Annotated in this window: 18 protein-coding genes and 1 tRNA gene; 15 read left to right on the top strand and 4 right to left on the bottom strand. The window is 57.8% G+C overall.

Translation table 11 applies throughout. From position 1 onward, the window contains the following. The first annotated feature begins 107 nt into the window (after positions 1-107). The 5 genes from dnaB to AC07R0_RS00460 all read left to right on the top strand — a co-directional run bounded on the left by dnaB (position 108) and on the right by AC07R0_RS00460 (position 5,708). Positions 108-1,523, top strand: a complete 1,416-nt coding sequence (gene dnaB / locus AC07R0_RS00440; RefSeq protein WP_495103350.1) for a replicative DNA helicase — start codon at positions 108-110, stop codon at positions 1,521-1,523. 1 nt (position 1,524) lies between these two features. Then, on the top strand, positions 1,525-2,463 hold the full coding sequence (locus tag AC07R0_RS00445; protein ID WP_495103351.1) for a threonine/serine dehydratase: 939 nt from the start codon (positions 1,525-1,527) through the stop codon (positions 2,461-2,463). Between the two features lie 15 nt (positions 2,464-2,478). Beyond that, the gene (gene serS / locus AC07R0_RS00450; protein WP_495103352.1) at positions 2,479-3,801 is read left to right on the top strand and encodes a serine--tRNA ligase; all 1,323 of its coding nucleotides are present in this window, start codon (positions 2,479-2,481) and stop codon (positions 3,799-3,801) included. A gap of 82 nt (positions 3,802-3,883) precedes the next feature. Continuing rightward, positions 3,884-3,971, top strand: a tRNA-Ser gene (locus AC07R0_RS00455). Between the two features lie 492 nt (positions 3,972-4,463). Further along, positions 4,464-5,708, top strand: a complete 1,245-nt coding sequence (locus AC07R0_RS00460; protein WP_495103353.1) for a hypothetical protein — start codon at positions 4,464-4,466, stop codon at positions 5,706-5,708. 360 nt (positions 5,709-6,068) lie between these two features. On the opposite strand, the gene AC07R0_RS00465 is transcribed toward AC07R0_RS00460, so the two are convergent. Both AC07R0_RS00465 and AC07R0_RS00470 read right to left on the bottom strand, forming a co-directional pair. Next, complete coding sequence (locus AC07R0_RS00465) at positions 6,069-7,046, bottom strand: hypothetical protein (RefSeq protein WP_495103354.1); 978 nt, start codon at positions 7,044-7,046, stop codon at positions 6,069-6,071. A gap of 28 nt (positions 7,047-7,074) precedes the next feature. Continuing rightward, on the bottom strand, positions 7,075-7,914 hold the full coding sequence (locus tag AC07R0_RS00470; RefSeq protein WP_495103355.1) for an abortive infection family protein: 840 nt from the start codon (positions 7,912-7,914) through the stop codon (positions 7,075-7,077). Positions 7,915-8,789: 875 nt separating this feature from the next. On the opposite strand from AC07R0_RS00470, the gene AC07R0_RS00475 reads away from it, so the two are divergent. The 5 genes from AC07R0_RS00475 (at position 8,790) to AC07R0_RS00495 (ending at position 12,844) form a co-directional block, all read left to right on the top strand. Next, on the top strand, positions 8,790-9,116 hold the full coding sequence (locus AC07R0_RS00475) for a hypothetical protein (protein ID WP_495103356.1): 327 nt from the start codon (positions 8,790-8,792) through the stop codon (positions 9,114-9,116). Positions 9,117-9,346: 230 nt separating this feature from the next. Beyond that, positions 9,347-10,315: a DUF932 domain-containing protein gene (locus AC07R0_RS00480; protein WP_495103357.1), complete on the top strand. Its 969-nt coding sequence runs from the start codon at positions 9,347-9,349 to the stop codon at positions 10,313-10,315. Between the two features lie 49 nt (positions 10,316-10,364). Continuing rightward, on the top strand, positions 10,365-10,658 hold the full coding sequence (locus AC07R0_RS00485; protein WP_495103358.1) for a hypothetical protein: 294 nt from the start codon (positions 10,365-10,367) through the stop codon (positions 10,656-10,658). Between the two features lie 65 nt (positions 10,659-10,723). Then, a complete protein-coding gene (locus AC07R0_RS00490) occupies positions 10,724-11,734 on the top strand; it encodes a YqaJ viral recombinase family nuclease (protein ID WP_495103359.1) in 1,011 nt (336 codons plus the stop codon). A 132-nt stretch (positions 11,735-11,866) separates the two neighbouring features. Beyond that, positions 11,867-12,844: a recombination directionality factor gene (locus AC07R0_RS00495; protein ID WP_495103360.1), complete on the top strand. Its 978-nt coding sequence runs from the start codon at positions 11,867-11,869 to the stop codon at positions 12,842-12,844. Here AC07R0_RS00495 and AC07R0_RS00500 read toward each other — a convergent pair whose 3' ends face one another. Continuing rightward, entirely contained in the window at positions 12,845-13,180 is a 336-nt protein-coding gene (locus AC07R0_RS00500) for a helix-turn-helix domain-containing protein (protein WP_495103361.1), read from the bottom strand. It lies immediately after the preceding gene. 52 nt (positions 13,181-13,232) lie between these two features. Beyond that, entirely contained in the window at positions 13,233-13,379 is a 147-nt protein-coding gene (locus AC07R0_RS00505) for a hypothetical protein (protein WP_495103362.1), read from the bottom strand. Positions 13,380-13,426: 47 nt separating this feature from the next. Here AC07R0_RS00505 and AC07R0_RS00510 point away from each other — a divergent pair, with 47 nt between their 5' ends. From AC07R0_RS00510 to gspG, 5 genes are all read left to right on the top strand, one after another. Then, entirely contained in the window at positions 13,427-13,840 is a 414-nt protein-coding gene (locus AC07R0_RS00510) for a hypothetical protein (protein WP_495103363.1), read from the top strand. A gap of 123 nt (positions 13,841-13,963) precedes the next feature. Continuing rightward, entirely contained in the window at positions 13,964-14,293 is a 330-nt protein-coding gene (locus AC07R0_RS00515) for a hypothetical protein (protein ID WP_495103364.1), read from the top strand. Positions 14,294-14,664: 371 nt separating this feature from the next. Continuing rightward, positions 14,665-22,248: an FG-GAP-like repeat-containing protein gene (locus tag AC07R0_RS00520; protein ID WP_495103365.1), complete on the top strand. Its 7,584-nt coding sequence runs from the start codon at positions 14,665-14,667 to the stop codon at positions 22,246-22,248. An 8-nt stretch (positions 22,249-22,256) separates the two neighbouring features. Continuing rightward, entirely contained in the window at positions 22,257-22,445 is a 189-nt protein-coding gene (locus AC07R0_RS00525; RefSeq protein ID WP_495103366.1) for a hypothetical protein, read from the top strand. Between the two features lie 128 nt (positions 22,446-22,573). After that, positions 22,574-23,041 carry a type II secretion system major pseudopilin GspG gene (gene gspG / locus AC07R0_RS00530; protein WP_495103367.1) on the top strand — a complete coding sequence of 156 codons (468 nt, stop codon included), beginning with the start codon at positions 22,574-22,576 and terminating at the stop codon, positions 23,039-23,041. Positions 23,042-23,069: the final 28 nt, after the last annotated feature.

The raw sequence follows: 23,069 nt of genomic DNA on the forward strand, positions 1-23,069 counted from the left end.
TATACCGGGTTGTCCAGAGCTTATCCACGGCTTGCGCACAGACTTGTGCCTGGCCGTTCCCGGCGCCACCGCGTAGCATCCAGCCTCACCCCAGGAAGCAAGCCCCCATGTCTGCCGTTTTCCCCCCCTTGGACGAGTCCTCCAGCCACGACCGCGAAATTGCGCAGTTGCGCATTCCTCCCCATTCCATCGAGGCCGAGTCCAGCGTGCTGGGTGGCCTGCTGCTGGACAACAATGCCTGGGACCGGGTGGGAGACTTGCTCAAGGACGATGACTTTTACCGTTACGAGCACCGGCTGATCTTTACCGCGGTGCGCGAGCTGATCAACGCAAGCAAGCCGGCCGACGTGATCACGGTGTTCGAGCGCCTGCAGGTAATCGGCAAGTCCGACGAAGTAGGGGGCTTGGCCTACCTGAACTCGCTGGCGCAGTACGTGCCTAGTGCCAGCAATATCCGCCGCTATGCTGAAATCGTGCGTGAGCGCGGCGTGCTGCGCAAATTGGTCACGGTCAGCGATGAGATCGCCACCAATGCCTTTAACACCCAGGGCCGGCCGGTGGAGAAGATCCTCGACGAGGCCCAGCAGAAGATCTTCAATATCGGCGAAGAAGGTGCGCGCAGCAAACAGGGCTTCCAGGCCATGGACACCCTGGTGGTCGACTTGCTGGACCGCGTGCAGGAGATGGCTGACAGTGCTGGCGACGTGACCGGTGTGGCCACGGGTTTTCCTGACCTGGATCGCATGACCTCTGGCCTGCAGCCGGGCGATATGATTGTGCTTGCAGCGCGTCCGTCCATGGGTAAGACGGCTTTCGCGGTGAACATCGCCGAACACGTGGCGCTCAACGAGGGCTTGCCGGTTGCCATCTTCTCGATGGAAATGGGTGCATCCCAGTTGGCTGTGCGTATCGTGGGCTCGATCGGCCGCGTCGACCAGGGTCATTTGCGCACCGGCAAGCTGACCGACGAGGAATGGCCGCGCCTGGCCGAGGCGGTGGAGCGCCTGCGTACGGTGTCGTTGCATATCGATGAAACCCCGGGCCTGTCTCCCAGCGAGCTGCGTGCCAACTCGCGCCGCCTGGCACGCCAGTGCGGCAAGCTGGGCCTGATCGTGGTCGACTACTTGCAGCTGATGAGTGGCTCCAGCTCCAGTGGAGGTAGCGACAACCGCGCCACCGAACTGGGCGAAATCTCGCGCGGCTTGAAGATGCTGGCCAGAGAATTGCAATGCCCGGTGATCGCCTTGTCCCAGCTCAACCGTTCGGTGGAGCAACGCCCGGACAAACGTCCCATGATGAGTGACTTGCGTGAATCCGGCGCCATCGAGCAGGATGCGGACATCATCATGTTCATTTACCGCGACGAGTACTACACCAAGGACGCGTGTAAAGAGCCGGGCGTGGCTGAGGTCATCATCGCTAAGCACCGTAACGGGCCCGTCGGCACCGTCAAGCTGGCGTTCTTGCGCAATATCACCAAGTTTGAAAGCCTGGCCAGCGGCTATGGCAGTGACGGCTACTAAGATGAATCACTCTGAAATTGATAGCGCCTTGCGCAGGTTTGATGCGCGCCACGGCAATTTTTTACGTAAAACACCGTTGTGGAAGCTATCCGGCGCAGCGCTGGGCCTGGGCTGTGCCGAGGTCTGGCTCAAGTTGGAGCACACCCAGGTGGGCGGCAGCTTCAAGGCCCGCGGCATGCTGAACCGTCTGTTGGCCAACAACATACCGAAAGCGGGCGTGGTGATCGCCTCAGGCGGCAATGCGGGCATTGCCACGGCGGCGGCGGCGCAGGCCCTGGGCGTGCGCTGTGAGGTATTTGTGCCCACGGTCTCGCCCGAAGCCAAGCGTGCCCGCTTGCGTGATCTGGGGGCCGAGGTAGTGGTGACCGGGGCGGTGTATGCGGAGGCTTTCGAGGCCTGCATGGCGCGCCAGCAGATCACCGGCGCCCTGTTGACCCATGCCTACGACCAGCCGGAAGTGCTGGCTGGTGCCGGCACCCTGGCCCACGAGATGGAAGCCCAGGGCGGTCTGCCCGACAGCGTGTTGGTCAGCGTGGGCGGCGGGGGCCTGATCGGCGGCGTGGCGGCCTGGTTTGAGCAGCGTAGCCGCGTGGTAGCCCTGGAGCCTACCTTGGCGCCAACGCTGTACCGTGCGCGTCAAGCGGGTGAACCGGTGGATGTTGCAGTGGGGGGTATCGCCGCAGATTCATTGGGCGCCAAGCGCATCGGGCAGCTGGGTTGGGAGGTCACGCAACGTTTTGTACGAGATGCCTTGCTGTTGGACGACGACGCCATCCGAGCCGCGCAGCGCTGGCTGTGGAAGGAGCTGAAGCTGGCCGTGGAGCCCGGTGCGGCCCTGGGTTTGGCGGCCTTGCAGTCTGGTGCATACCAGGTGCGTGCGGACGAAAAAGTGGCGTTGATACTCTGCGGCGGCAACGTCGATCCGGCCACGCTGGCGTGAAACTAAAATGCGGGGATGCTAGACATCACCTTCCTCCGCAAAGACCTCGACGCCGTCGTAGCCCGGCTGCAAACGCGTAAAAATCCGCAAGCCTTCCTGAACGTGGACTCGTTCCGCGCGCTGGAGTCCGAGCGCAAAACCATACAGACCCGTACCGAGGAGCTGCAGGCCCAGCGCAACGCGCTCAGCAAGCAGATCGGCCAACTCAAGGCCAAGGGGGAAAGCGTCGATGGCGTCATGGCTGCCGTGGCCGCCATCAAGGACGAGCTGGAAAGCTCGGCCCTGCGTCTGGACCATCTGCAAGCCGAGCTGCAAGCCCTGCTGCTGGCCGTACCCAATCTGCCGCATGCCAGCGTGCCGGTCGGCGCGGACGAATATGGCAATGTGGTGGTGCGGACCTGGAGCCCCGCCGAACGTGCGCCGGGTGCTATGGACTTTGTAGCTAAAGACCATGTGGATCTGGGCGAACCCCTGGGCCTGGACTTTGAAATGGGCGTCAAGCTCACCGGCTCGCGCTTTACCGTCATGCAGGGGCCAATTGCCCGCTTGCACCGGGCTTTGGCGCAATTCATGCTGGACGTGCAGACCATCGAACATGGCTACACCGAGTGCTATGTGCCCTACATCGTGAATGCCGACTCCATGCGCGGCACGGGCCAGTTGCCCAAGTTTGAAGGCGATTTATTTGCCGCCAAAAAAGGCGGCCAGGATGGCGAAGAAGTGCCCGACAACAGCGCGCTCTACCTCATCCCCACCAGCGAAGTGCCGTTGACCAATTTCGTGCGCGACACCATTGCTGCCGAGGCCGACCTGCCCATCAAGTTGACCGCCCACACACCTTGCTTTCGCTCTGAAGCCGGCAGCGCAGGGCGCGACACGCGCGGCCTGATTCGCCAGCACCAGTTCGACAAGGTGGAGATGGTGCAAATCGTCCATCCCGACCACAGCTACGAGGCTTTGGAACAGATGACCGGCCACGCTGAAGCCATTCTGCAAAAGCTCGGTTTGCCGTACCGTGTGATGTCCTTGTGCACCGGCGACATGGGCTTTGGCGCGGCCAAGACCTATGACCTGGAGGTTTGGCTGCCTGCGCAGAACACCTACCGTGAAATCAGCTCGGTCTCCAACTGCGAAGCCTTCCAGGCCCGCCGTCTGCAAGCCCGTTTCAAGAATGCGCAGGGCAAGAACGAATGGCTGCACACCTTGAATGGCTCGGGTCTTGCCGTCGGCCGTACCCTGGTAGCTGTGTTGGAGAATTACCAGAATGCCGATGGCTCGGTCACCGTGCCGCAAGCGCTGCGTCCTTACCTGGGCGGTTTGGAAAAATTGGGTGGCTAAGCCGAATATGGCCGCGTCAGCTGCTAGAATGGCGGGCGTTGCTTAGTCCCAAGGCCACTAGGACCAAGCTAAAGACATACCAGGAAAGGTGGCAGAGTGGCCGAATGTACCTGACTCGAAATCAGGCGTACCGCAAGGTACCGTGGGTTCGAATCCCACCCTTTCCGCCAAGTAACTAAGAAACAAGCGCCCTACGGGGCGCTTTTTCATTGTTCCTACCATTGTTTCTACCAATGCGAATGGTGCTTGGATTGGCCTATAGAAATCCTAAAAATATTCTGAAATAGACGGGTTTACGTCTGTTCAGGCTTGGCGGTCAGAAGCCGTGACGAAAAAACTGGGGATGTACGTCAGGATACGCGCAATAAGCCATCAGTCTGCCGAACCCCACCATGGCCATGTGTGCGTCTGTCGCTTAGGAAGGGGACTTCGAGTGATCCCAGCGTTTCTTTTCTTCAAAAATAGCGCAGTATGTTGCCGCGCACCAAGGCGACCTTGAAGAAGAGGCCTTTGATGCTGTAACCGCAGGCCTAGCCGACACAAATATCCAAACCAAAGAAATCACCGAAAGCTTGTAACGTAATCGCTTTGAACTAGCTGCCTTGTGCGGTCTTAAAAGATTCTTGCCGATGTCAAAATGCAAGAAAGGGAGGTTTGGACACATGGAAGAGGACAAAAAGCCCTCGCGACGGCATCGGGTCAACAAGACGGAGCCGCCAATGCCCTGGTGGTTGCAGCAACTTCGGGAACGCCCTTTGGCCACTGCGGGCACGGTGGCCTCGGTGATGGGTGGTCTGCTATTGCTTGCGTTCTTTTGCCAGCTTGGCCGGATACCCGAGCTGGATCTGGCAGGGGTCAGCGCGATATTGATGGCGGTCGCAGTCGTCGGATTCGCTCTTGCCGCTGCGTTGACGGGCTGCGCGTTCGGTACCGGGCTCATGATGCGTGGTCAAAAGGAAAGTCCGAACGGGCTGGGCGAGAACCGAGCCTTGGCTCTTCTCATTGCTCCCGGAATGCTGAGCGCGATTGCTTTCGCGCTCTACTTCTATTTGGATCCCAAGGGCGAAATTCCAAGGTGGGGCTACGCGACCCCATTCGTTTTGTTGTTGATCCTGGCCTGCGTTTTTGCCTTCTTGAAGCCGACGTACAAGGCGAACGTCTCTGACGCGGCTGATAACCGATGGGCGAAGATCCGCAGAGGAGTAGGTTTTTCGGCTTTTGGGTATTTTTGGTTGCTGACGGCCATGTCAGCTTTCCTCACGCTGTTTGCCTTTTTTCCGCGCGACGGGGATTCCGGCCGTTTCTTGGTTGGTTTGGTGGGGTGGACCGCCTGGTGTTATGCATCGAATGTCGTCGTGGCCTGGATGACGCGGGTCAATATCTTGGCGATATTGGGCGTGTGCATTGCGGCCAGTTTGGTGGCGTTGCTAGGGATATCGGGCAACGGGGCCGGATTCCCAAGAGCCGTCGTTGGTGTGCTGGGCCTGGGGGAGGTTCCTGTCGCGATGGTCCTAACCAGCGAAGGATGCGATCACCTGAATAAGGCCGCAGGCGGGCGTGCGGTTTGCAGGGTTGAGCCTGGAGAGAAGACAGCGGTCGTGTGTCCTGCTGTGCTGCGTTCGCGCATCGGCTCGCCACTGTTTGTCGAGTTATCTCCCTATGACGAGAACGGGCGCTGGCCGCAATTACGTCCTCCAGAAAGGTTGGCTGCGATCGCCATTCCTAAAGTGGAAGTGCCGTCGTGGAGCCAGCTCGCTCCCATGCGCGCAGCGAGTGCTCCGATGACCGCAGCTGCGGGTGTGATCATCACCTACCTGGACCCCGCGGACAAAGGCGAATGGATGCGCACGCAGTGCGGTGCGAGCCCCGTCGCTTCAACGGCGTCAAGCCCGAGGTCGCCGAGCTGATGCGCAATCGCATAGGCGTCGATTTAGCGCGCCCTATTTGTCCCGGACAGAATCGTAGACCTGGGTCACATTGCCACACTCTTCGGTTTCCGTAATCAACAGATGTTCAGACGTCATCCCAATGACCTGGTCTGCAACGCCAGCGCGCAACTTGCTCAGCTATACGTCGAAGTAAGCCGTTTGACTTGATGTTGGGCTTGGATATAGTGCTGCCCGAACGCAAGTTCCCCTGCTTCACCTCCATGAGCGGGGCCATCCACGATGGTTGCTCACTCTTCCAAGCATGGACGAGTGGCATTTTCTTTGCTGGCGTGACACACGCATGTGGCGGCTCTTCCTGCCACGCCGCTTTGCAGCCAGTTACGTAGCCTCAGCCAACCGCCGCTTCGTTTCGTCGCGTGCAGCGCTGATCGTCGTGAACGCACCTGAAAGCAAGGTGTCGATAGCACATGTGCAGCGAGCGTTTCGGTTGATATCGCCGGTCCTTACCACGACCGGAGGCTTCATGGGCGGGCCGAGCCGATACACGAAGTGGTCGTCAGAAGTTTGGAGCCACAAGGGGTTGATCGTTGAAATATCGGCAGCGATTTGGAAGCTATCGACATGGTGGACCGATTGAAGCTTGCCGTTATACCGAAACCCGACATAGTTGGGCGGCTGGGTGGGCCAGGTTTTTCCAATGGGATGGAAATAACTGCGGTCCGTCTCCACGACATCGACCCATGTGTGAGTGCCCCCGTCCACCATCGGACCAAGGCCAAGGGATACGACATAAACCGTGTTGTCCGTCAAACGCTCCATAGTTACGAACTCCTGCATGTATTGAACAAATTGGCGAAGCCAGAGCCTCTCTTCAAATCCCGACGCCTGGCTATGAGCGGCGCTGGCCATCCTTTGAATGTCGCGCCATGAAAGGTGGACGACTCCCACACCATCCAAATGTGGCGGAAGCCTGCGGGTGGCGATGTCGGCGTGGGCCGAGCTGACAGACACAAGCCGTTGGCGCAAGGCCCCTCCCGCGAGCGCCCTTGGGCGATATCTCGTCAGTTGTTCGAGACTTGGAACTTGCCAGCCTTTTTTTGCTTCGATCACGAGATGGAATTCTTGTCCAGCTTGGATCTCCAGGTCAGTGTATCCGCCGTCTTCGCCATGTTTTTGTAGTGACAGCTTGGCCGTCGCTACGTCAACCGGCTCTCCAAGCAGAGCCTCGACAAAAATCTGCCGGAATGCCTGGCTTTGCTCAAGGGTCCACCCCATGGCATAGGTTGCGCTGTTTTCGTCCAAGCCGTTGAGGTGGAACACGCTCTCTGGCTCGTTGCCTCGAATAATTAAAGCCATTGGGACACTCGCTTTAGGATCGCGGAGATCACTTGCGGTGCTTTTCCAATTTGGAAAGCAGATACGCCGACACTGAGCCCGCGAGCTCGGTGCTCGCCTTGGCTTCATCGTCTTTGAGAGACGGCAGCCATGGGCGGCCATGGCCAGTTCCCTCTTTGTTGCGCAGTCGGTTGACGGCGATGGCTGCTTGAAACAGTCCGCGCTCCAACCCTTTGATTGGCGATTCGCCATGCTGCGCTGGTAGTTCGGGGACCGCCAAATTGAGCGCGACAAACGCCATGCCGAGCAAGCTATGGAAGTTCGCGCCTGTCGGGTAGCCACCGTTGATGGTCTGCAAGACATGGGCGGCGGTCGCTTCCATCAAGTCTTTGCCGGTGCCAGCTAAGAGGGCCGCGTCATGCGAGCCTTTCTGCGCTCGGTTCGCGTAGGCCCGCAATGCTTCGGTCAATTCCTGGCCTTGCAAAGCAGATAGAACCTTCGGCCCAATCGAACCATCGGCGGCAAGTGCGAATCCTTCGGCATCAAATGCTGTTTGGGCGTTGGTGATTGCTTCCGTGCCGACATAGTTTTGGGAGCCCTCACGAAATCCGCCGCACGCGCGGACCTTCGCCAAGATCGAGCCAATGAGAGTAGAGCCTGCGTCGGCGTTGTCTGTTAACGCAACGTGCAGAATCGCCCGCACTCGTTTTGCCTTACCGACGACCTGGCCTTGTCGCTTGGGATCGTGCGCGGAAAGGCCAGCCTGCGAGACATAAAAATCGATGTCTGAGTGCGTGGGGTCTCGATACTCGCCGTTGGACTTGGAGTCGTCAATGAGCTGCGCGATGGCGGCAATGACCGTGTCGGTGATTGGAAGCGCCGCAGGCATGGCTACTTGCCGATCCTGACGAACGCCGGCAATGTCTTCGCGGGACGGTTTGATTTCACGCAGCCTCCTTGATTTTCGATTGCCTCGATACTACTAGGCCTTGGAGGCATTTTGCTTGGTGGCAGTCTATACGGAAGGTCGCTTAAATTTCCTGCTGTGGCCAATGTGCTCCCGATCAATGCGAACGAAAAAGAGCGGGAGGCCATGGCCTTGGCGCAGGGCGAGCCAGACTGACGCGAACTCAACCGAAATATGGTTTTGCACGGCGAGTCCACGGATTACGGAACGAGGGTAGCCAGATCCCTTGTAATCACTGAGTTCGGCGCGTTCAGCCTGGGGTAGGCGCGCACCGTCGATTGGAGGCCAACTGGTGGCACCAATATGCCACCAGCGCTGCCTGTGTCGCGGATCGCGTGGGCAAGGCCGTCTGTGCGTGCCTTGGAGCGTGGGCGTCTGGGTCCTAAATATTTTCAGTCACATATCACTCCCATGGCAAAGTGATACAGACGAGATTTAAATACGCTTGTTTGGGCCTCGGTGCCACCGAATAACCCTCACTTGGGATTTTCGTGCCGATTCACCTGCCAGCCATCCCCAGTGCAATGCTGGGTATCTTTCGATCCTTTCCAACCCCCTGTCCAACCCCTTTTTCTTTCGTAGGAATTCCTATGCTCTCAACTAACGCTCCCCTGGAAAGTCTGGCCGCATTTGCCATTGCATTTGTGTTCGGTGTGCTATCTCTTGCTTGTCTCGTCCTATATATGAAACTCCAAAAAATACGGGGTTCTATGCCGCATTTTTGCCAGGCAGCCTGCCCATGCATCTGAAAACTGTATTCCTACCCGATATATCGATTCATACAAGGAGATGTCCCCATGCCCCTTCAATGCCCGCAATGCGCATCCGAGCGGATCGACACCAAGGATATTGCGAGAAAGACCGGTGGTAGCTTGGGGACAGTCGCCGGCGCCGCAGGCGGAGCCATAGGCGCCCTGAACGGCGCAGAAATTGGTGGTTCGGTCGGCACACTGGCAGGTCCCGGTGGTGTCTTGCTCGGCGTCTTGGTTGGCCTTCTGGTCGGCGGCGGAACCGGCTGTGTGCTGGGAGCCTCCCTGGGCGAGGCCATTGACCAGCACGTTCTGAACAACTGCCTGTGCCTGCAGTGCGGCTACACCTTCAGTCCTCGGGTAGCCACGGCCTAGGGGAGGTAGCCCGGGCCTTTTCGTTTCTGATTCTTCGCTACCCGCAACTGCAACGGTTGCACTGATCTCGTAGCACTTTCCCCGTTTCCCTCGTTTCTTTTCTGCTCCCGATCCGGCATGGCGTGCCTGGCTGATGTTTTCAGCGGCTTTGCCACGTCCGGATTTCTTCGTTATTCCGCGTTCTCGCTTCTTCCCCTTATCCCATCCACCCACTTTGAAAGTAAATAACCATGGCACACCAAATCAACTCTATGGCCTATGTCGGCGAAGCCCCCTGGCACCAACTCGGCAACGCACTCCCACCCAAGCAACCCATCGAGGTCTGGGCTCAGAAAGCCGGGATGGACTGGTCCATCTGCGAAACCCCTGTCCGCTACCTGGCAGACCAGCAAGGCGCTCTGGGCGCCATCATGTCCAGCGAGGACCACAAGGTTCTGTACCGCAGCGATACCAAGGCGGCACTGTCCGTCGTCAGTGGCCGCTACCAGGTCGTCCAACCCCAAGCCGTGCTGGAGTTCTACCGGGACCTGAGTGAGGTGTCTGGATTCGAGCTGGAAACTGCCGGTGTCCTCAAAGGTGGCAAGAAGTTCTGGGCCTTGGCCCGCACCGGTAAGGAATCGGCCCTCAGGGGTGGTGATACCGTCAAAGGCTACATCCTGCTGGCGACTTCCTGCGATGGCACCCTGGCAACCACGGCTACGCCGACCACCATCCGGGTGGTCTGCAACAACACCTTGGCCGTGGCCTTGAACGGAGCCACCCAGGCCATCAAGGTCCCGCACAGCACCAGCTTTGACGCGCAAGCCGTCAAGCAGCAACTCGGCATTGCCGTCTCGCAATGGGACGGATTCATGTACCGCATGAAAACCCTGTCCGAGCGCAAAGTCAAAACCCATGAATCCCTGAACTACTTCCTCAAGGTCCTGTGCCAGACCGACCGCCAGGTCGATCCGGCACAGGGCCTGACGAATGAACGGGCACTCAAACGGGTACAGGCTCTGTATGACGGGCAGGGCAGGGGATCGGAACTGGCCTCGGCCAGTGGTACCGCCTGGGGCTTGCTCAATGCGGTCACCGAATTCGTGGACCATGAGAAACGGGCCAAGAGCCAGGAATACCGCTTGGACAGTGCCTGGTTCGGCCAGGGGGCCAATCTCAAGCAGCGCGCACTGGAGCATGCGCTGCAGTTGGCTAGTTGAATGCCGTGGTGGTGCTTGTGCTGTCTGAACCGTGAAGGAGATCCACGCCATGGCTAGCCACCACGATTGGACCGTCGAGATCACCGCACAGCACGATGCGCTCAAGCCGTTCCCGCCCGAGAACGGCAAGCCCCTGTGCTTTGCGATGGGCGATCCGGTGGTCTACACGAACGAAGCCGGTGTGCCATTCCGGCGCTGCGTCTCCGGGTACTACCGGCCTGCCGGGCCTTGCGGACTGTACGCGCTCGGTGCGCGCTATCTGCTGAACTCGTCTTCGCCTTGGATGCCGGTTACGGAATCCAGCCTAAGACCTGACCCACAGAAACCTAACCCACAGGCATGACGTCTTCGCAGGCGCTGTGCTTGTGATGACCAACTTTGACACTTTGACCATGGAAAGAAATCCCCATGCTTCCCCATACTCAACCTGACAAACCACTCCCAACCTCTAAACCCCGACCGGCCCTGAAGCTGGTCAAAACCCAGGACCTCAGCCGTGCGCAATGGCTGTCCGTACGTAAAGGCGGCATCGGCAGTTCCGACGCCGGTGCTGCCGTGGGCCTGAACCCGTACAAGTCTCAGCTTCAACTCTGGATGGAGAAGACGGGTCGAGATGGCAACCTGCCCAAGACCGATCCCAACGACGAAACCAGTCCCATGTACTGGGGAACCTTGTTGGAACCCATCGTAGCGGCGCACTACACCAAGCGCACCGGCAACCGGGTACGTCGCATCAATGCGGTACTGCAGCACCCTCGGGAACCCTGGATGCTGGCCAACCTGGACCGGGAGGTTATCGGTGCGCCGGATGTCCAGATCCTGGAATGCAAGACTGCTGGTATCAATGGTGCCCGGCTCTGGCAGGAGGACGTACCCGAATACGTCCAACTGCAGGTCTTGCACCAACTGGCTGTCACCGGCAAGCAGGCGGCCGACGTGGCTGTGCTGATCTGTGGGCAGGAACTACAGGTCCACCGCATCGAAAGAGACGAAGCCATGATCGCCCGGTTGATCGCGTTGGAACGCCAGTTCTGGGGTTATGTGGAGCGGGACGAAGCCCCACCGGCCGATGGTTCCGACTCCGCCGATATGGCACTGCGCTGCCTGTACCCGCAGGACAACGGCCAGACCCTGGATCTTTCCGACGATCTGGCTATGGGTGCGGTGTTCTCCGATCTGCTGGCGGTGCGCCAGCAACTGGATGCAGCCATCCAACTGGAAGCCCAGCTCAAGCAGCACATCCAGCAGCGCATGGGTGAGGCCACCAAACTGGTCTTCGATGCCGGCGACGTGACCTGGAAACGCAGCAAGGACAGCCAGGGGCTGGATGTGGCCAGCCTGCTGGCCGCACAACCTGAACTGCTGCAGCGCTACCCCCTGGTCAAGCCTGGATCTCGGCGCTTTCTGGTCAATGGCTAGCGGCATAGGGCTGTACGGCTGGATGCCGTACAGCCCTAGCACTCCTGCCAGTTTTCTTCACATCTTCTCCTTCTTGTCTCCATCCATGACCCTGTACAGACCCTGTACAGACCCTCTTAGAAAGGAAACCCCATGCTCAAAGGTTTGGCGTTAACGCCCCCCGTGATTGGCCGGATCTCCATCGGCAAGGTTGTAGAAAAGTCCGGTAAACGTGTCCCAGAAAAGGACGATGAATTCACCGTCACCAGCCAGGTACAGAACCGGGACGGCTGGGTGCCTCACCCGGTTGACGAAGCTCTGCGCAAGACCAGCGGCAATGCCGGCGGCAAGCTGCGCACCATCCCTGTCCGCCTGTTGTTCGATGACCCGGATCTGAACCTGCGCGCCAACTACACCATGTTCGACCGGCACACCGGCAGGCCTGTGTGCGTCGGCAACGGTGAAACCTGTAGGCGGGTCACAGCGGAGGGTATGCAGACCCTGCCATGTCCGGCACCGGAGGCCTGTGCCGTGGGGCAAGGTGGCTACTGCAAGCCCTACGGACGGCTGAACGTCCGCATCGGTGACGAAGACGAGCTGGGCAGTTTTGTGTTCCGCACCACCGGGTTCAACAGCATCCGAACTCTGTCGGCACGGCTCAGCTACTTCCATGCGGTATCGGGTGGATTGCTGTCGACCTTGCCGCTGGAGTTGCGGCTGCGTGGCAAATCCACCACCCAGTCGCACCGGTCGGCGATTTACTACGTGGATCTGACGGTGCAGACGGGAGCCACGATGGCGGATGCGATCGCTACAGCCAAAACGGAGCATGCGGACCGCCGGGCTGCTGGCTTTGACCAGGCTGCTTTGGATGAGGCTGCGCGCCAGGGCCTGGCCCATGGTGCATTTGAAGAGTCTGAAGAGGAGGGCGCTAGCGTGGTGGAGGAGTTCTATGCGCACGCAGTGGATGGAGATGGAGATGGAGGGCCGGATAAACCGGACAGTGGTGGCTTGGCCTTGGTGCCGATGTCGAGATCAGCACGGACTGCCGTCAAGCCTCGGTTGGGAGACAGGCTGCAGCAGAAGGTGGCCCATTTACAGCAGGCTTCCGCACCCAGTGCGGTGGCTTGATCAGCCTGCCGCTTTGGACTTGCGCGACACAGGGTAGGGGCGTGCAGTGCGGGGTGCCCGTGTGAGTGTGTCGTCTAGACCGCGCTGGCGAGGGAGGTCCGGGTCCATCAGTTCGTGCGCGGGGACACCAATGGCTTGGGCGATCAGTGCGATGTTGTCGATGGAGATATTGCGCTGGCCACGTTCCAGGGTGCCGACGAAGGTCCGGTCCAGACCGGCTTCAGCCGCCATGCTCTCTTGGGACATGCCCGCATGGATGCGGACCAAGCGGATATTGCGGGCAAAGACCAGTCGAAGGGAGAGGGGAGTAGGCGCGGGAGAGGCATGGCGTGGCATGCCTGTGATCTTGAGAAAAAGACGTGTTTGAATACACGGTGTTTGAAGCCCATTAAGCTATCATGAGATCGTAAAAATACATATCTGCGCCGAGGTTTTCTTGCAGTCCCTGCTGCTTGGTTACTTCAAGGCGCTCTTTTTTTGCTCTAAAAGGAGTTTCAAACACATCTTTATATCGATTCCACACACGTCTCTTCATGGAGAGACGGAGGTGGCTTTTCTGAAATAAATCAATCAAAGGAAATTATGTTGAACACTAAAAACTGGGGTAGGTATGTGATGGTGGCAGCCTTGGGTGCGGCCGTGGTAGGTCTGCAGGGCTGCGGCAGCAAGCTGGATTGCAACGGCGGCAAGAACAAGGACCAGGTGATCGCCATCATCCAGTCACACCTGAACAATGCGGTGTGGTACCAGGAGATCCAGTCCGATCTCACTGGAGATCCCGCACTGGAAAACATCAAAACTGTCTCGCATGGCGACAGTCAGAGCCAATGCACCGGGTCGTATACGTTTGGTTTGAAGGGAAAGTCCAAAAGCATCGACGTGGCGTATTACCTGGGCTACCTGGAAGACAAGGGCGAGACGGAAGTCAAGGTGGACGTGAACAGCGTGAAGGCGCGGTTCATACAGATCATCGTGTCGGATCGGATGGGGCACTAGGGCAGAAATACGGCCATCGCAACCGTATTTTTGTCGGCCCTCGTACCGCTTTATCTGGGGAGCCGAGCCCTATAGGCCGATGCCTCCCCACTCACTTTCTTTTATCTCTACTTGGAATTCAATATGACCACACTGACCCAAAAACTCCATATGACCTTGATCGCTGCGGCGGCCATTGGCACTCTTTTGATCTACACCACGTACCAGCTTGCACTGGTCGGTTGTGCAACCGGTGTTGCCGCTGCACTCAGTGTCCGCCTGTTCCGAACCCATAAGAAAGCAGGCTTTGCCAACACCGCGAAGCTGGACTGGGTTTTGCTGATCGTCGTGTCGATTGGTGCAGCGGGATTTCAGCTGGCTGAGATGTACGTTGTTCAGGGCGTGCTGCTGGTATTTATCGCCGTCCGTGCGCTGATGATGTACTTCGCGATTTACAGCAAACGCGAGGCGTGACCAAAAGGTTTGGCGCCGACTTTACGTTCGGAACTATGGGATGCGACAAAGTCGCATCCCATGGGGTGGAAGTATTTTTTTGCCCAAATATGTGCTCATGGCTCCATCTGGTGGCGCGATGCATCCACCATTTTGATGAAAACCATCCCCTTCCTCCCCCGAAATCGCCATGTAAAGATCATGGGTATTGGTAAATATATTGTTACGATTCGTTGCCTTTTTTGAAGCAATGGATTGATTTGTATGGCGGCGTGAAGTTAAGCCATCCGGACATACCCGGGTGGTGTCCTTATTTCTTTGTCCCACACGCATCGCTTTCTATCGCTCGAACGTAAATTCCCGTAGTTGCACCTATCGCAAAGTTACGCGCCGTGAAAGGCGCATTTTTGTATTTGCCAATGCCCTCTTTTTCTGTGACTCCCTTCACGCGTCCCGCTTGTGTGAAGTTAAAAACTCTGGTTCTTTCTTGTGCAGCGTTAGTTCTCGGTGGGGCTTTGAGCCTCTCGGCCCAGGCACAGAACATGGCGACGTCAGGCTCGGTGGGGGTAGGCCAAAACGGAGCTGCTACCTATGCGATGCCCATCGTTTTGCCGCCTGGCATTGCAGGCATGGCTCCCAAGCTTGGTCTTCAATACAACAGCCAGGGCGGTAACGGTTTGTTGGGACTTGGCTGGAGTCTGTCGGGCATGTCGTCCATTTCGCGCTGCAGTGCAACCCAGGCATCGGATGGGATTCGTGGTCGTGTTACCTACGTCGGCACAGATCGCTTCTGCCTCGATGGACAAAAGTTGATGCTGATCAGCGGGACCTATGGAGCATCCGGCTCTGTGTACCGAACCGAGCAGGACGGCTTCAGCAATATTGTGGCCAATGGCGCACTGGGCAACGGGCCTGCGTCGTTCACCGTCAAGACCAAAGCGGGCCAAACCTTGCAGTACGGCAGCACGACCGATTCGGCCGTCTTGGCGCAAGGCAAACCAACGGTACGTCTGTGGGCGCTGAGCAAGGTCACTGACACCGTGGGCAATTACATGTCCATGGCGTACACACCGGACGCTACCAACGGATCCTATTACCCCTTGAGCATCAGCTATACCGGTAACGGCAGCCAGGCACCCAGCAGTTCGGTGGCGTTCGGCTATACCAGCCGTACGGATCAAATCCCGGTTTACACCGCAGGCAGTTTGGTTAAAAACACCCAATTGCTCAGCACCATCAAGACCTATGCCAACGGGAGCCTGGTCAAGACCTATAACTTGACCTACAAGTCCCAGACGTATGGATCCAACCTGTCTGCACTGACAAGTGTGCAAGAGGTCTTCGCCGATGGAAGCACCTTACCCGCGACGCAGATTACTTGGCCGACCTATCTCAGTTTTGCCAACGGATGTACTGCCAATTGCGGCCAGAGTTTTGCTGCGACGCCCCAGGCTTCCATTGCTGACACCGCACAGTCTTATACCGGCTGGCAGATGGTGTCTGCTGCACTGACCAATAGCGGTAGAACGGACCTGGTTGGTTTTTCGGTATCGGGATCTAGCTTGCAGATCCAAGCATGGCTGAGCAACGGTTCTGGTGCCTTCACCAAACAGGCGGCAATATCGGCCATCAATCTGGGGGCTGCCAGCAAGCAGATTACAAGATTCGCAGCCAGCCAAGGCGGGGCTAGCACGGGGACTAATTTACAGGTCGGCGATATCAACGGCGACGGTATTCCGGATCTGGTGATTCCAACTTGCAGCACAGACGGCGCCACGTTGACGGTGACTGTCCTCAAGGGCAAGGGCGATGGTACTTTTGGCACGGCCACCTCGACGCCATATGCCGGCACAAATTGCGCCGGTGTCGCAAACTTCAGGCTGACCGACCAGAATGGAACGGGCCAGGCTGACCTTATTTGGGTGACTGCTGATTCGGGCAACGTTTCGGTTTGGGGACTGCTTAATAATGGGTCAGGTGGTTTCAATACGCCCTCAGGCTTGGGGACGGGGGCCATGCCTACGGGGTTTACTGCAGCCAACGTCCAATCCAGCGTGTACTGGGCTGACATCAATGATGACGGGATTCCCGACCTGGTCATGTTGTATGCCAATGGCAACTCCATTGCCATGCAGTATTGGCCAGGGCAGTCCAATGGTTTGTTGGGTGCGCCAGTCACTGCGCTGACGTATACCGGTACACCAGGCAATTCGAGTTACACCTACCAGGCCAACTACAGCCTGGTACTGGCCGATCTCAATGGCGCGGGAGCACCTGAGCTGCTGGCCTTGGGCAAGGGAACCAGTGGTGCCAGCGTGGATGTTTGGGCCGGGGTGGGTGGCGGACAGTTTTCCGCTGTGCAAAAAAATGCTATCTCGTCCAATGTGGGCAACCTTACGGGCTGGGATGTCCGCTTGGCCGATGTGAACGGCGATGGCTTGGTCGATATTGTCTATGCCTCGGCCAATGCTGCCGCAGGTACGCGGGCGGCGTATGTGTTCCTGGGCAATGGAGATGGGAATTTCACGCAAGCCTATGGTGCTGCCAGCAATACCGGGACTTCTGCTGCAGGCACCACGGGCTGGAGCACGCTGACCTCGGATCTGAGTGGTACCGGACGCGCGGACTTGGTGGCATGGAACCCTGCCGCGAGCGGCATGTATGTCCAGAGTTGGATCAACGCCATGCCAGGTGCGCCCACACTGGTGAGCAAGATTGACAACGGTCTGGGTGCGTACAGCAACTTCAACTACAGCACCTTGAGCAATCCTGCGGTGTACACCGTCGGTTCCGCCGTGAACTATCCGTTGGTTAATCTGAACCTGCCTTTCAATGTGGTCAGCAGTGTGGTGAGTCCCGATGGCGTGGGTGGGCTGCTCACCACCAACTACAGCTACAGCGGTTTGAGAGCGGAGCTATTCACCGGTAGAGGCGTTCTGGGCTTCGCTGCCATGACGACCTCGCAGCAGCAGGGCAGCAACACGGTTTCTAATACGACTACTTTCAGCCAGTCCTGGCCCTTTACGGGACTGCCCCTGACCGTTGCGACCAGCAACTCCGCAGCATCGGGTCCTAGCCACCAAATTAATCTGGTCGTCAATACCTTTGGCTGTACCAATCCCCAAACCGGCAACGGTTGCGCGGTAGCACCTGGAAACACCTATTTCCCCTATGTATCCCAGGCTATCAAGACCAGCTGGGATCTGGATGGAACGGCGTTGCCGACGACCACGACCACCAATACCTTTGATAGTTTTGGCAATGCCTTGGTGGCCACGGTGGGCACGGGGGATGGTTATAGCCAATCCACTGCCAATACCTATACCAATGACACGAGCAACTGGTTTCTGGGATTACTGACTCAGAGTGCGGTGACCAGCATCACTCCTGCAGGCTCGGCCACCCGTACCTCTGCGTTCACCTACAACGCCAGCAATGGCTTGCTCATGAGCGAGACCATCGAGCCGACGTTGCCGCAGCTGTGCCAGACCACCAGCTATGTGTACGACGGCTACGGCAACAAGACCGGATCGACCACCGCCAATTGCAGCGGTGCCAGTGGATCCGCACTCTTTACCTCTCGCAGCTCCAGCTCCAGCACTGCGGCGACTACCGCCAATCCTATTGCCGGCCAGTTCGTCACCAGTGCCAGCAACGCTCTGAGTCAGCAGGAAACCCGGCAGTACGACATGCGTTTTGGCCGACCTACCAGCTTGACTGGTCCCAATAGCCTGACAACGACATGGAACTACGATGCCCTGGGACGACCGATTCTGGAAGCCCGTGCCGATGGCAACAAGACGCAGACGCAGTACCTCTACTGTGTTGGTTTCAATGGCGGCAGCACCAGCTGCCCCACCGTCAACGGTGCCCAGGCTGCTTATGTGGTGGTCACAACCCCGTTGGCCAGCAACGGTTCCACCCAAAACGGTGCCTACAGCAAGGTCTATGTCGATGCTTTGGGCCGTAAGCTCCGCACCGAGACCCAGGGTTGGGATGGTTCGGGCAGCAGCACAGCCATCTACCAGGACACCCAGTACAACAACCTGGGCCAGGTTCTGGCCGTATCCCGGCCTTATTACGCCGGACAGACAGCCTACTGGACGACCAATATCTACGACGCCTTGGGGCGTGTGGTGTCCAGCACGGCCGCTGATGGCAGTGTTACCAGCAGCCGCTACAGCGGACTGGTGACGACGGTCACCAATGCGAACAACCAGGCCAGCACCACCACCCGCAACAGCCAGGCACAGGTGGTGTCCGTCGTGGACAGCAACAACCAGACCACTAGCTTTGTCTACGATCCCCTGGGCAATCTGGTGTCCACCAAGGATGTTGCACAGAACATCGTGACCATGCAGTACGACCTGCGCGGTCGTAAAACCCAGATGGTCGATCCGGACATGGGTACCTGGATCTATAGCTACGACGCACTGGGCCAACTGGTTACGCAGAAAGACGGCAAGGGCAACACCAGCACCATGGCTTATGACGTGCTGGGCCGCATGACGGCACGCAGTGAAGCCGACCTGGTCTCTAATTGGTATTACGACACCTACAGCGGCTCCGTCGCCTGCCCCAAGGGTATTGGCAAGCTGTGCCAGGCAACCACCAGTACCGGCTACAGCCGCAAGCTCGGCTACGACAGTCTGGGCCGTGCCAACGGCACCACGACCACGCTGGACACCACTTATACAGACGGTGCCACCTATGACGCCAACGGGCGTGTGGCGACCCGCACCTACCCAGGTGGCGTGGTGTTGCAGTACAACTTCACTCCCTTGGGCTATCTGCAAAGCATCACACGTGTCTCATCTGGCGTGGTGCTGTGGAAAGCCAATGTGCGGGATGCCGAAGGGCATCTGCTGCAGCAAACCTATGGCAACGGACTGGCGACAACACAAACCTTCGATCCGACCAACGGACGCGTGAAGGCCATTACGGCGGGGGCCGGCAATGCGGTGCAGAACGCGAGCTACCAGTACGATGCGCTGGGCAATGTGACCAACCGCAATGACCAGACCCAAAGCCTGCTGGAAACCTTTGGCTATGACGCACTGAACCGCCTGACCACCTCCACGGTGAATGCCAGCGCGACCAGCTATACCAATACCTACGCATACGCCAATTCCGGCAATATCACTTCGCGTAGCGATCTGGGAAGCTATGGCTACCAAACGGTCAGCGCCGCGGCGACGCAGGGATATGGTTGCAGCACCGGCACGCTGACCGGCAGTGGCTCTAGCAGTACCTGTGTGACCACCACGTCCGTTGCACCTACGGTTACCTATTCTTGCCCTTCGGGCCAAACCTTGCAGGGCACCCAGTGCCTGAGTTCGACCAATGTGCTGACACCGGCCAACGCGGCGTATAGCTGTGCATCAGGGGCTACATTGACCGGCAGCGGATCCAGTTCCACCTGTGTGACAACCACCTCGGTGGCGGCCACTTCAACCTTGACCTGCCCTAGCAATGCGACGCTATCGGGAACCAACTGCGTGTATTCGCAGACGACGGCGGCGACACCCAACTACACCTGTGCCTCTGGCAGCCTGAGTGGATCCAACTGCGTGGGCACCACGACCGTTGGGGCTAATGTCAGCAGTTATAGCTGCCCGTCGGGTTATAGCCTCTCGGGGACGACGTGTTCGTTGACTACCACTACCGCTGCAGCCCAGTCATTTGATACCAGTTGCCCAAGCACCGTAGCCGGTCCTCCTCTTGCATCGAGGTTTCAATACCAAGCGTCGGCGGGCTCCCTTTCCTTCATGGTGAACTATGTGGTTTATTCCTTACCGTATCCCGCAGGATCATGCACCGGCAGTGGGTTCCAAACCGATATTCCTGGGGGGGCGCAAGCTTGTCGGGCAGTGCCAAACCGGCAGCTTTTGACATACAAAGTTGCGGACCCTATAGGAATGAACAACGGCCGCAATACCGGGTATACAACATATTGCGTCTATACGCCTCACATTCTCTATTCGTGCTCCGCAGGCACACTGCAAGGTGCATCATGCGTAGTTACCACTACCGCAAACGCTACCCCTAATTACAGCTGTTCTTCCGGGACGTTGTCAGGTTCGACCTGTACAGTTCCCACCTCGGTAGCGGCCACAGTCAGCAGCTATTCTTGCCCGGCAGGCCAGACGGTGGCAGGTAACACCTGTGTCAACACCACGACATCGAGTGCGACAGCAAACTACAGTTGTACGAGCGGAACCTTGACTGGGACCGGGGCGAGCAGCACTTGCGTGACCACTACCTCGGTGGGTGCTACGCCCAAATACACCTGCACTTCTGGAGTTCTGCAAAGTGACAACCAGTGCTTGTTGTCGAATAACACACTGGTGCCTGCCAATGTGCAATATGTCTGCACATCGGGTACACAGGTGGGTACTGGCAGTACCAGTACCTGCCAGACCACGACTTCTGCTGCCGCGCAGACGGCTTATAGCTGCCCGGCGGGACAAAGTGTGAGTGGCAGCCAATGCGTTGCCACCGGTGTGGCCAGTGCTTCACCCCACGCTCTGACCTTGGTACAGCTGCCCAGCAGCAGCGGTAGCCGGTTCTACAGCCACGATGGCAACGGTAACCGCGCCAGCGAAGTCTGGCAGCAAGGCACTGCCGTGGCTAATACCCGTAGTTATAGCTACACAAGCTACAACATGCCGTTGACCCTGGCGTCCACCAGTGGCAGCACCACGGTATCGGAGACGTACACCTATGGACCTGAGCACCAACGTGTCAAGCAGGTCTCCAGCACCCTGGGCACGGTTTACTACCTCAACCCGGGCAATGCGGGGGACCTCTTCTATGAAAAGGAAATCAAGCCCGACAACAGTGTGGAGCTGCGCAGTTATGTGACAGCAGGTGGCGCAGTCATTGCCGAGATCAAGCAGATCACCAGCAGTGCCAATGTAGTTAGTGAGCAGACACGGTATTTCCAGCGCGATGGTCTGGGTAGTACCACGGTGGTGAGTGACGAAGCTGGCACGGTGCTGGAGCGTCTGGCTTACGAGCCATTTGGCAAGCGTCGCCAGGTGCCTGGTGCGGAAGATCCGACAAATGCGGTGACCGACACCTTGGGACAACGCGGCTTCACCAACCATGAGCACATGGATGAGTTGGGGCTGATCAACATGAACGGCCGGGTGTACGACCCGATGACAGCGCGCTTCATGAGTGCTGATCCGCATATCCAGGCGCCTGGATATTCTCAGAGCTTTAACCGTTACAGCTATGTGTGGAATAGCCCGTTGAATATGTCGGACCCGACGGGATTTGATGCGGGATCCAGCGGCGATGGCGGCTCAGAATCATCTAATAGTGATGCAAGTCCTGCAGGCGATCCACCTCAATCGACGGGCAAGGAACCAATCCGTACTTTGCGGCCAACGGTTGTTTGTGCATGTGATGAGCCAGATGGTCCTGATCCTGATCGATACGGTCATAACGGAGGGCGGACAACAAGCGCCGTGATGGTGGGAGGGCTAGCGATAGGTGCCGGAGTGAGTACGCCAGTTGTCGTGTTAGCTGTCCTAACAGTTGCTCTCGTGCAGACGAAGCCTGTCAAAGATGTATGGGCAACATTTGTAGGTTGGGTTTCTGTTAAAGCTAAGAGTGCGTTCGCCCAGGCACAAAATGCGCTTAATGTGAATGGGGCGGAGGAGGCCGACACGTCGGCTCCTAGTCCAGAAATTAAACCAGACGAATTGACCGGGAAAACCAGAGAGGAGCTTGAGCAACTTGCAAAAGACAAAGGTCTTGTCCAAGATCCAAATAACCCTGACAAATGGCGTGATCCTGTAACAGGAAAAGAACGAATGCTTATTCACGATGGGCACGTTGACCGCATAACGGGATTGCCGTATGACAATCCAAATGCCGCAGCTCCGCACGTACATGGCTTCGACTCCAATGGTAAGAAAATAGGTAATCCATCAGACAACAATGATCCGCACTTTCCAACTTTTTGATTCAAAATATGAATACTGAAAAACCACCTCATGTATACGAACTTGCTAGTGGCGAAATCGCGGTTTGGCTGGAGCCCGGTGGGTCTATTTGTTTAAAAACTCTCAGTAAATTCAAAGATCCCATTGAGCTTGCCGAGCATGAGGCAATTGAACTTGCTGAAGTTTTGAGCAAGCTAGTCCGAGAGCAACGAGGATAGTTTGGGCAAAAACTGTAGACCTGGAATCAGGTCGTGATTTCGATTGATGGGGAGTTAACGCTGAATGAGTGCAATAGAAGCACAGCGATTGAATGAGGGCGCCTTTGATTTTGCGACGGGCATATTTGATGGTTCCATATAAAAAAGAAAACGCGATTTGCAAAAAGCAAATTGCGAAATCAAGAAACTGGATTTCGATTGCAGGCTTCACCCTCCTAGAGCTCCTAGTCGTCATGGTCATCATCGGCCTGCTGGCTGGCTACGTCGCACCCCGCTACTTCACCCAGGTCGGTAAATCCGAAGTCAAAGTCGCTAAAGCCCAAATCGACGCATTAGAAAAAGCCCTGGAAACCTACCGTCTGGACACCGGCAAATACCCCACCACCGAACAAGGCTTGGCCTCATTGATGACCGCCCCTGCCGGTGCCAAGAACTGGCAAGGCCCCTACCTCAAGAAAGCCGTTCCCTTGGACCCCTGGGGCAATGCATACCACTACCGCCAGCCTGGTGAGCACGGGGACGTGGATCTGTATTCCGATGGGCCCGACGCCAAGTCCGGCAGCGCCAACCAGGGATCCGCTATCGTCAACTGGTAGGTGGGGAGGGGGCCTGGCTCCCATATTC

The sequence above is a fragment of the Rhodoferax sp. GW821-FHT07F03 genome, assembly GCF_059418745.1.

Excerpts from the sequence above, each read along its gene's own strand:
- dnaB (WP_495103350.1), top strand. The coding sequence starts at position 108 with ATGTCTGCCGTTTTCCCCCCCTTGGACGAGTCCTCCAGCCACGACCGC.
- AC07R0_RS00445 (WP_495103351.1), top strand. The coding sequence starts at position 1,525 with ATGAATCACTCTGAAATTGATAGCGCCTTGCGCAGGTTTGATGCGCGC.
- serS (WP_495103352.1), top strand. The coding sequence starts at position 2,479 with ATGCTAGACATCACCTTCCTCCGCAAAGACCTCGACGCCGTCGTAGCC.
- AC07R0_RS00460 (WP_495103353.1), top strand. The coding sequence starts at position 4,464 with ATGGAAGAGGACAAAAAGCCCTCGCGACGGCATCGGGTCAACAAGACG.
- AC07R0_RS00465 (WP_495103354.1), bottom strand. The coding sequence starts at position 7,046 with ATGGCTTTAATTATTCGAGGCAACGAGCCAGAGAGCGTGTTCCACCTC.
- AC07R0_RS00470 (WP_495103355.1), bottom strand. The coding sequence starts at position 7,914 with ATGCCTGCGGCGCTTCCAATCACCGACACGGTCATTGCCGCCATCGCG.
- AC07R0_RS00475 (WP_495103356.1), top strand. The coding sequence starts at position 8,790 with ATGCCCCTTCAATGCCCGCAATGCGCATCCGAGCGGATCGACACCAAG.
- AC07R0_RS00480 (WP_495103357.1), top strand. The coding sequence starts at position 9,347 with ATGGCACACCAAATCAACTCTATGGCCTATGTCGGCGAAGCCCCCTGG.
- AC07R0_RS00485 (WP_495103358.1), top strand. The coding sequence starts at position 10,365 with ATGGCTAGCCACCACGATTGGACCGTCGAGATCACCGCACAGCACGAT.
- AC07R0_RS00490 (WP_495103359.1), top strand. The coding sequence starts at position 10,724 with ATGCTTCCCCATACTCAACCTGACAAACCACTCCCAACCTCTAAACCC.
- AC07R0_RS00495 (WP_495103360.1), top strand. The coding sequence starts at position 11,867 with ATGCTCAAAGGTTTGGCGTTAACGCCCCCCGTGATTGGCCGGATCTCC.
- AC07R0_RS00500 (WP_495103361.1), bottom strand. The coding sequence starts at position 13,180 with ATGCCACGCCATGCCTCTCCCGCGCCTACTCCCCTCTCCCTTCGACTG.
- AC07R0_RS00505 (WP_495103362.1), bottom strand. The coding sequence starts at position 13,379 with ATGAAGAGACGTGTGTGGAATCGATATAAAGATGTGTTTGAAACTCCT.
- AC07R0_RS00510 (WP_495103363.1), top strand. The coding sequence starts at position 13,427 with ATGTTGAACACTAAAAACTGGGGTAGGTATGTGATGGTGGCAGCCTTG.
- AC07R0_RS00515 (WP_495103364.1), top strand. The coding sequence starts at position 13,964 with ATGACCACACTGACCCAAAAACTCCATATGACCTTGATCGCTGCGGCG.
- AC07R0_RS00525 (WP_495103366.1), top strand. The coding sequence starts at position 22,257 with ATGAATACTGAAAAACCACCTCATGTATACGAACTTGCTAGTGGCGAA.
- gspG (WP_495103367.1), top strand. The coding sequence starts at position 22,574 with ATGGTTCCATATAAAAAAGAAAACGCGATTTGCAAAAAGCAAATTGCG.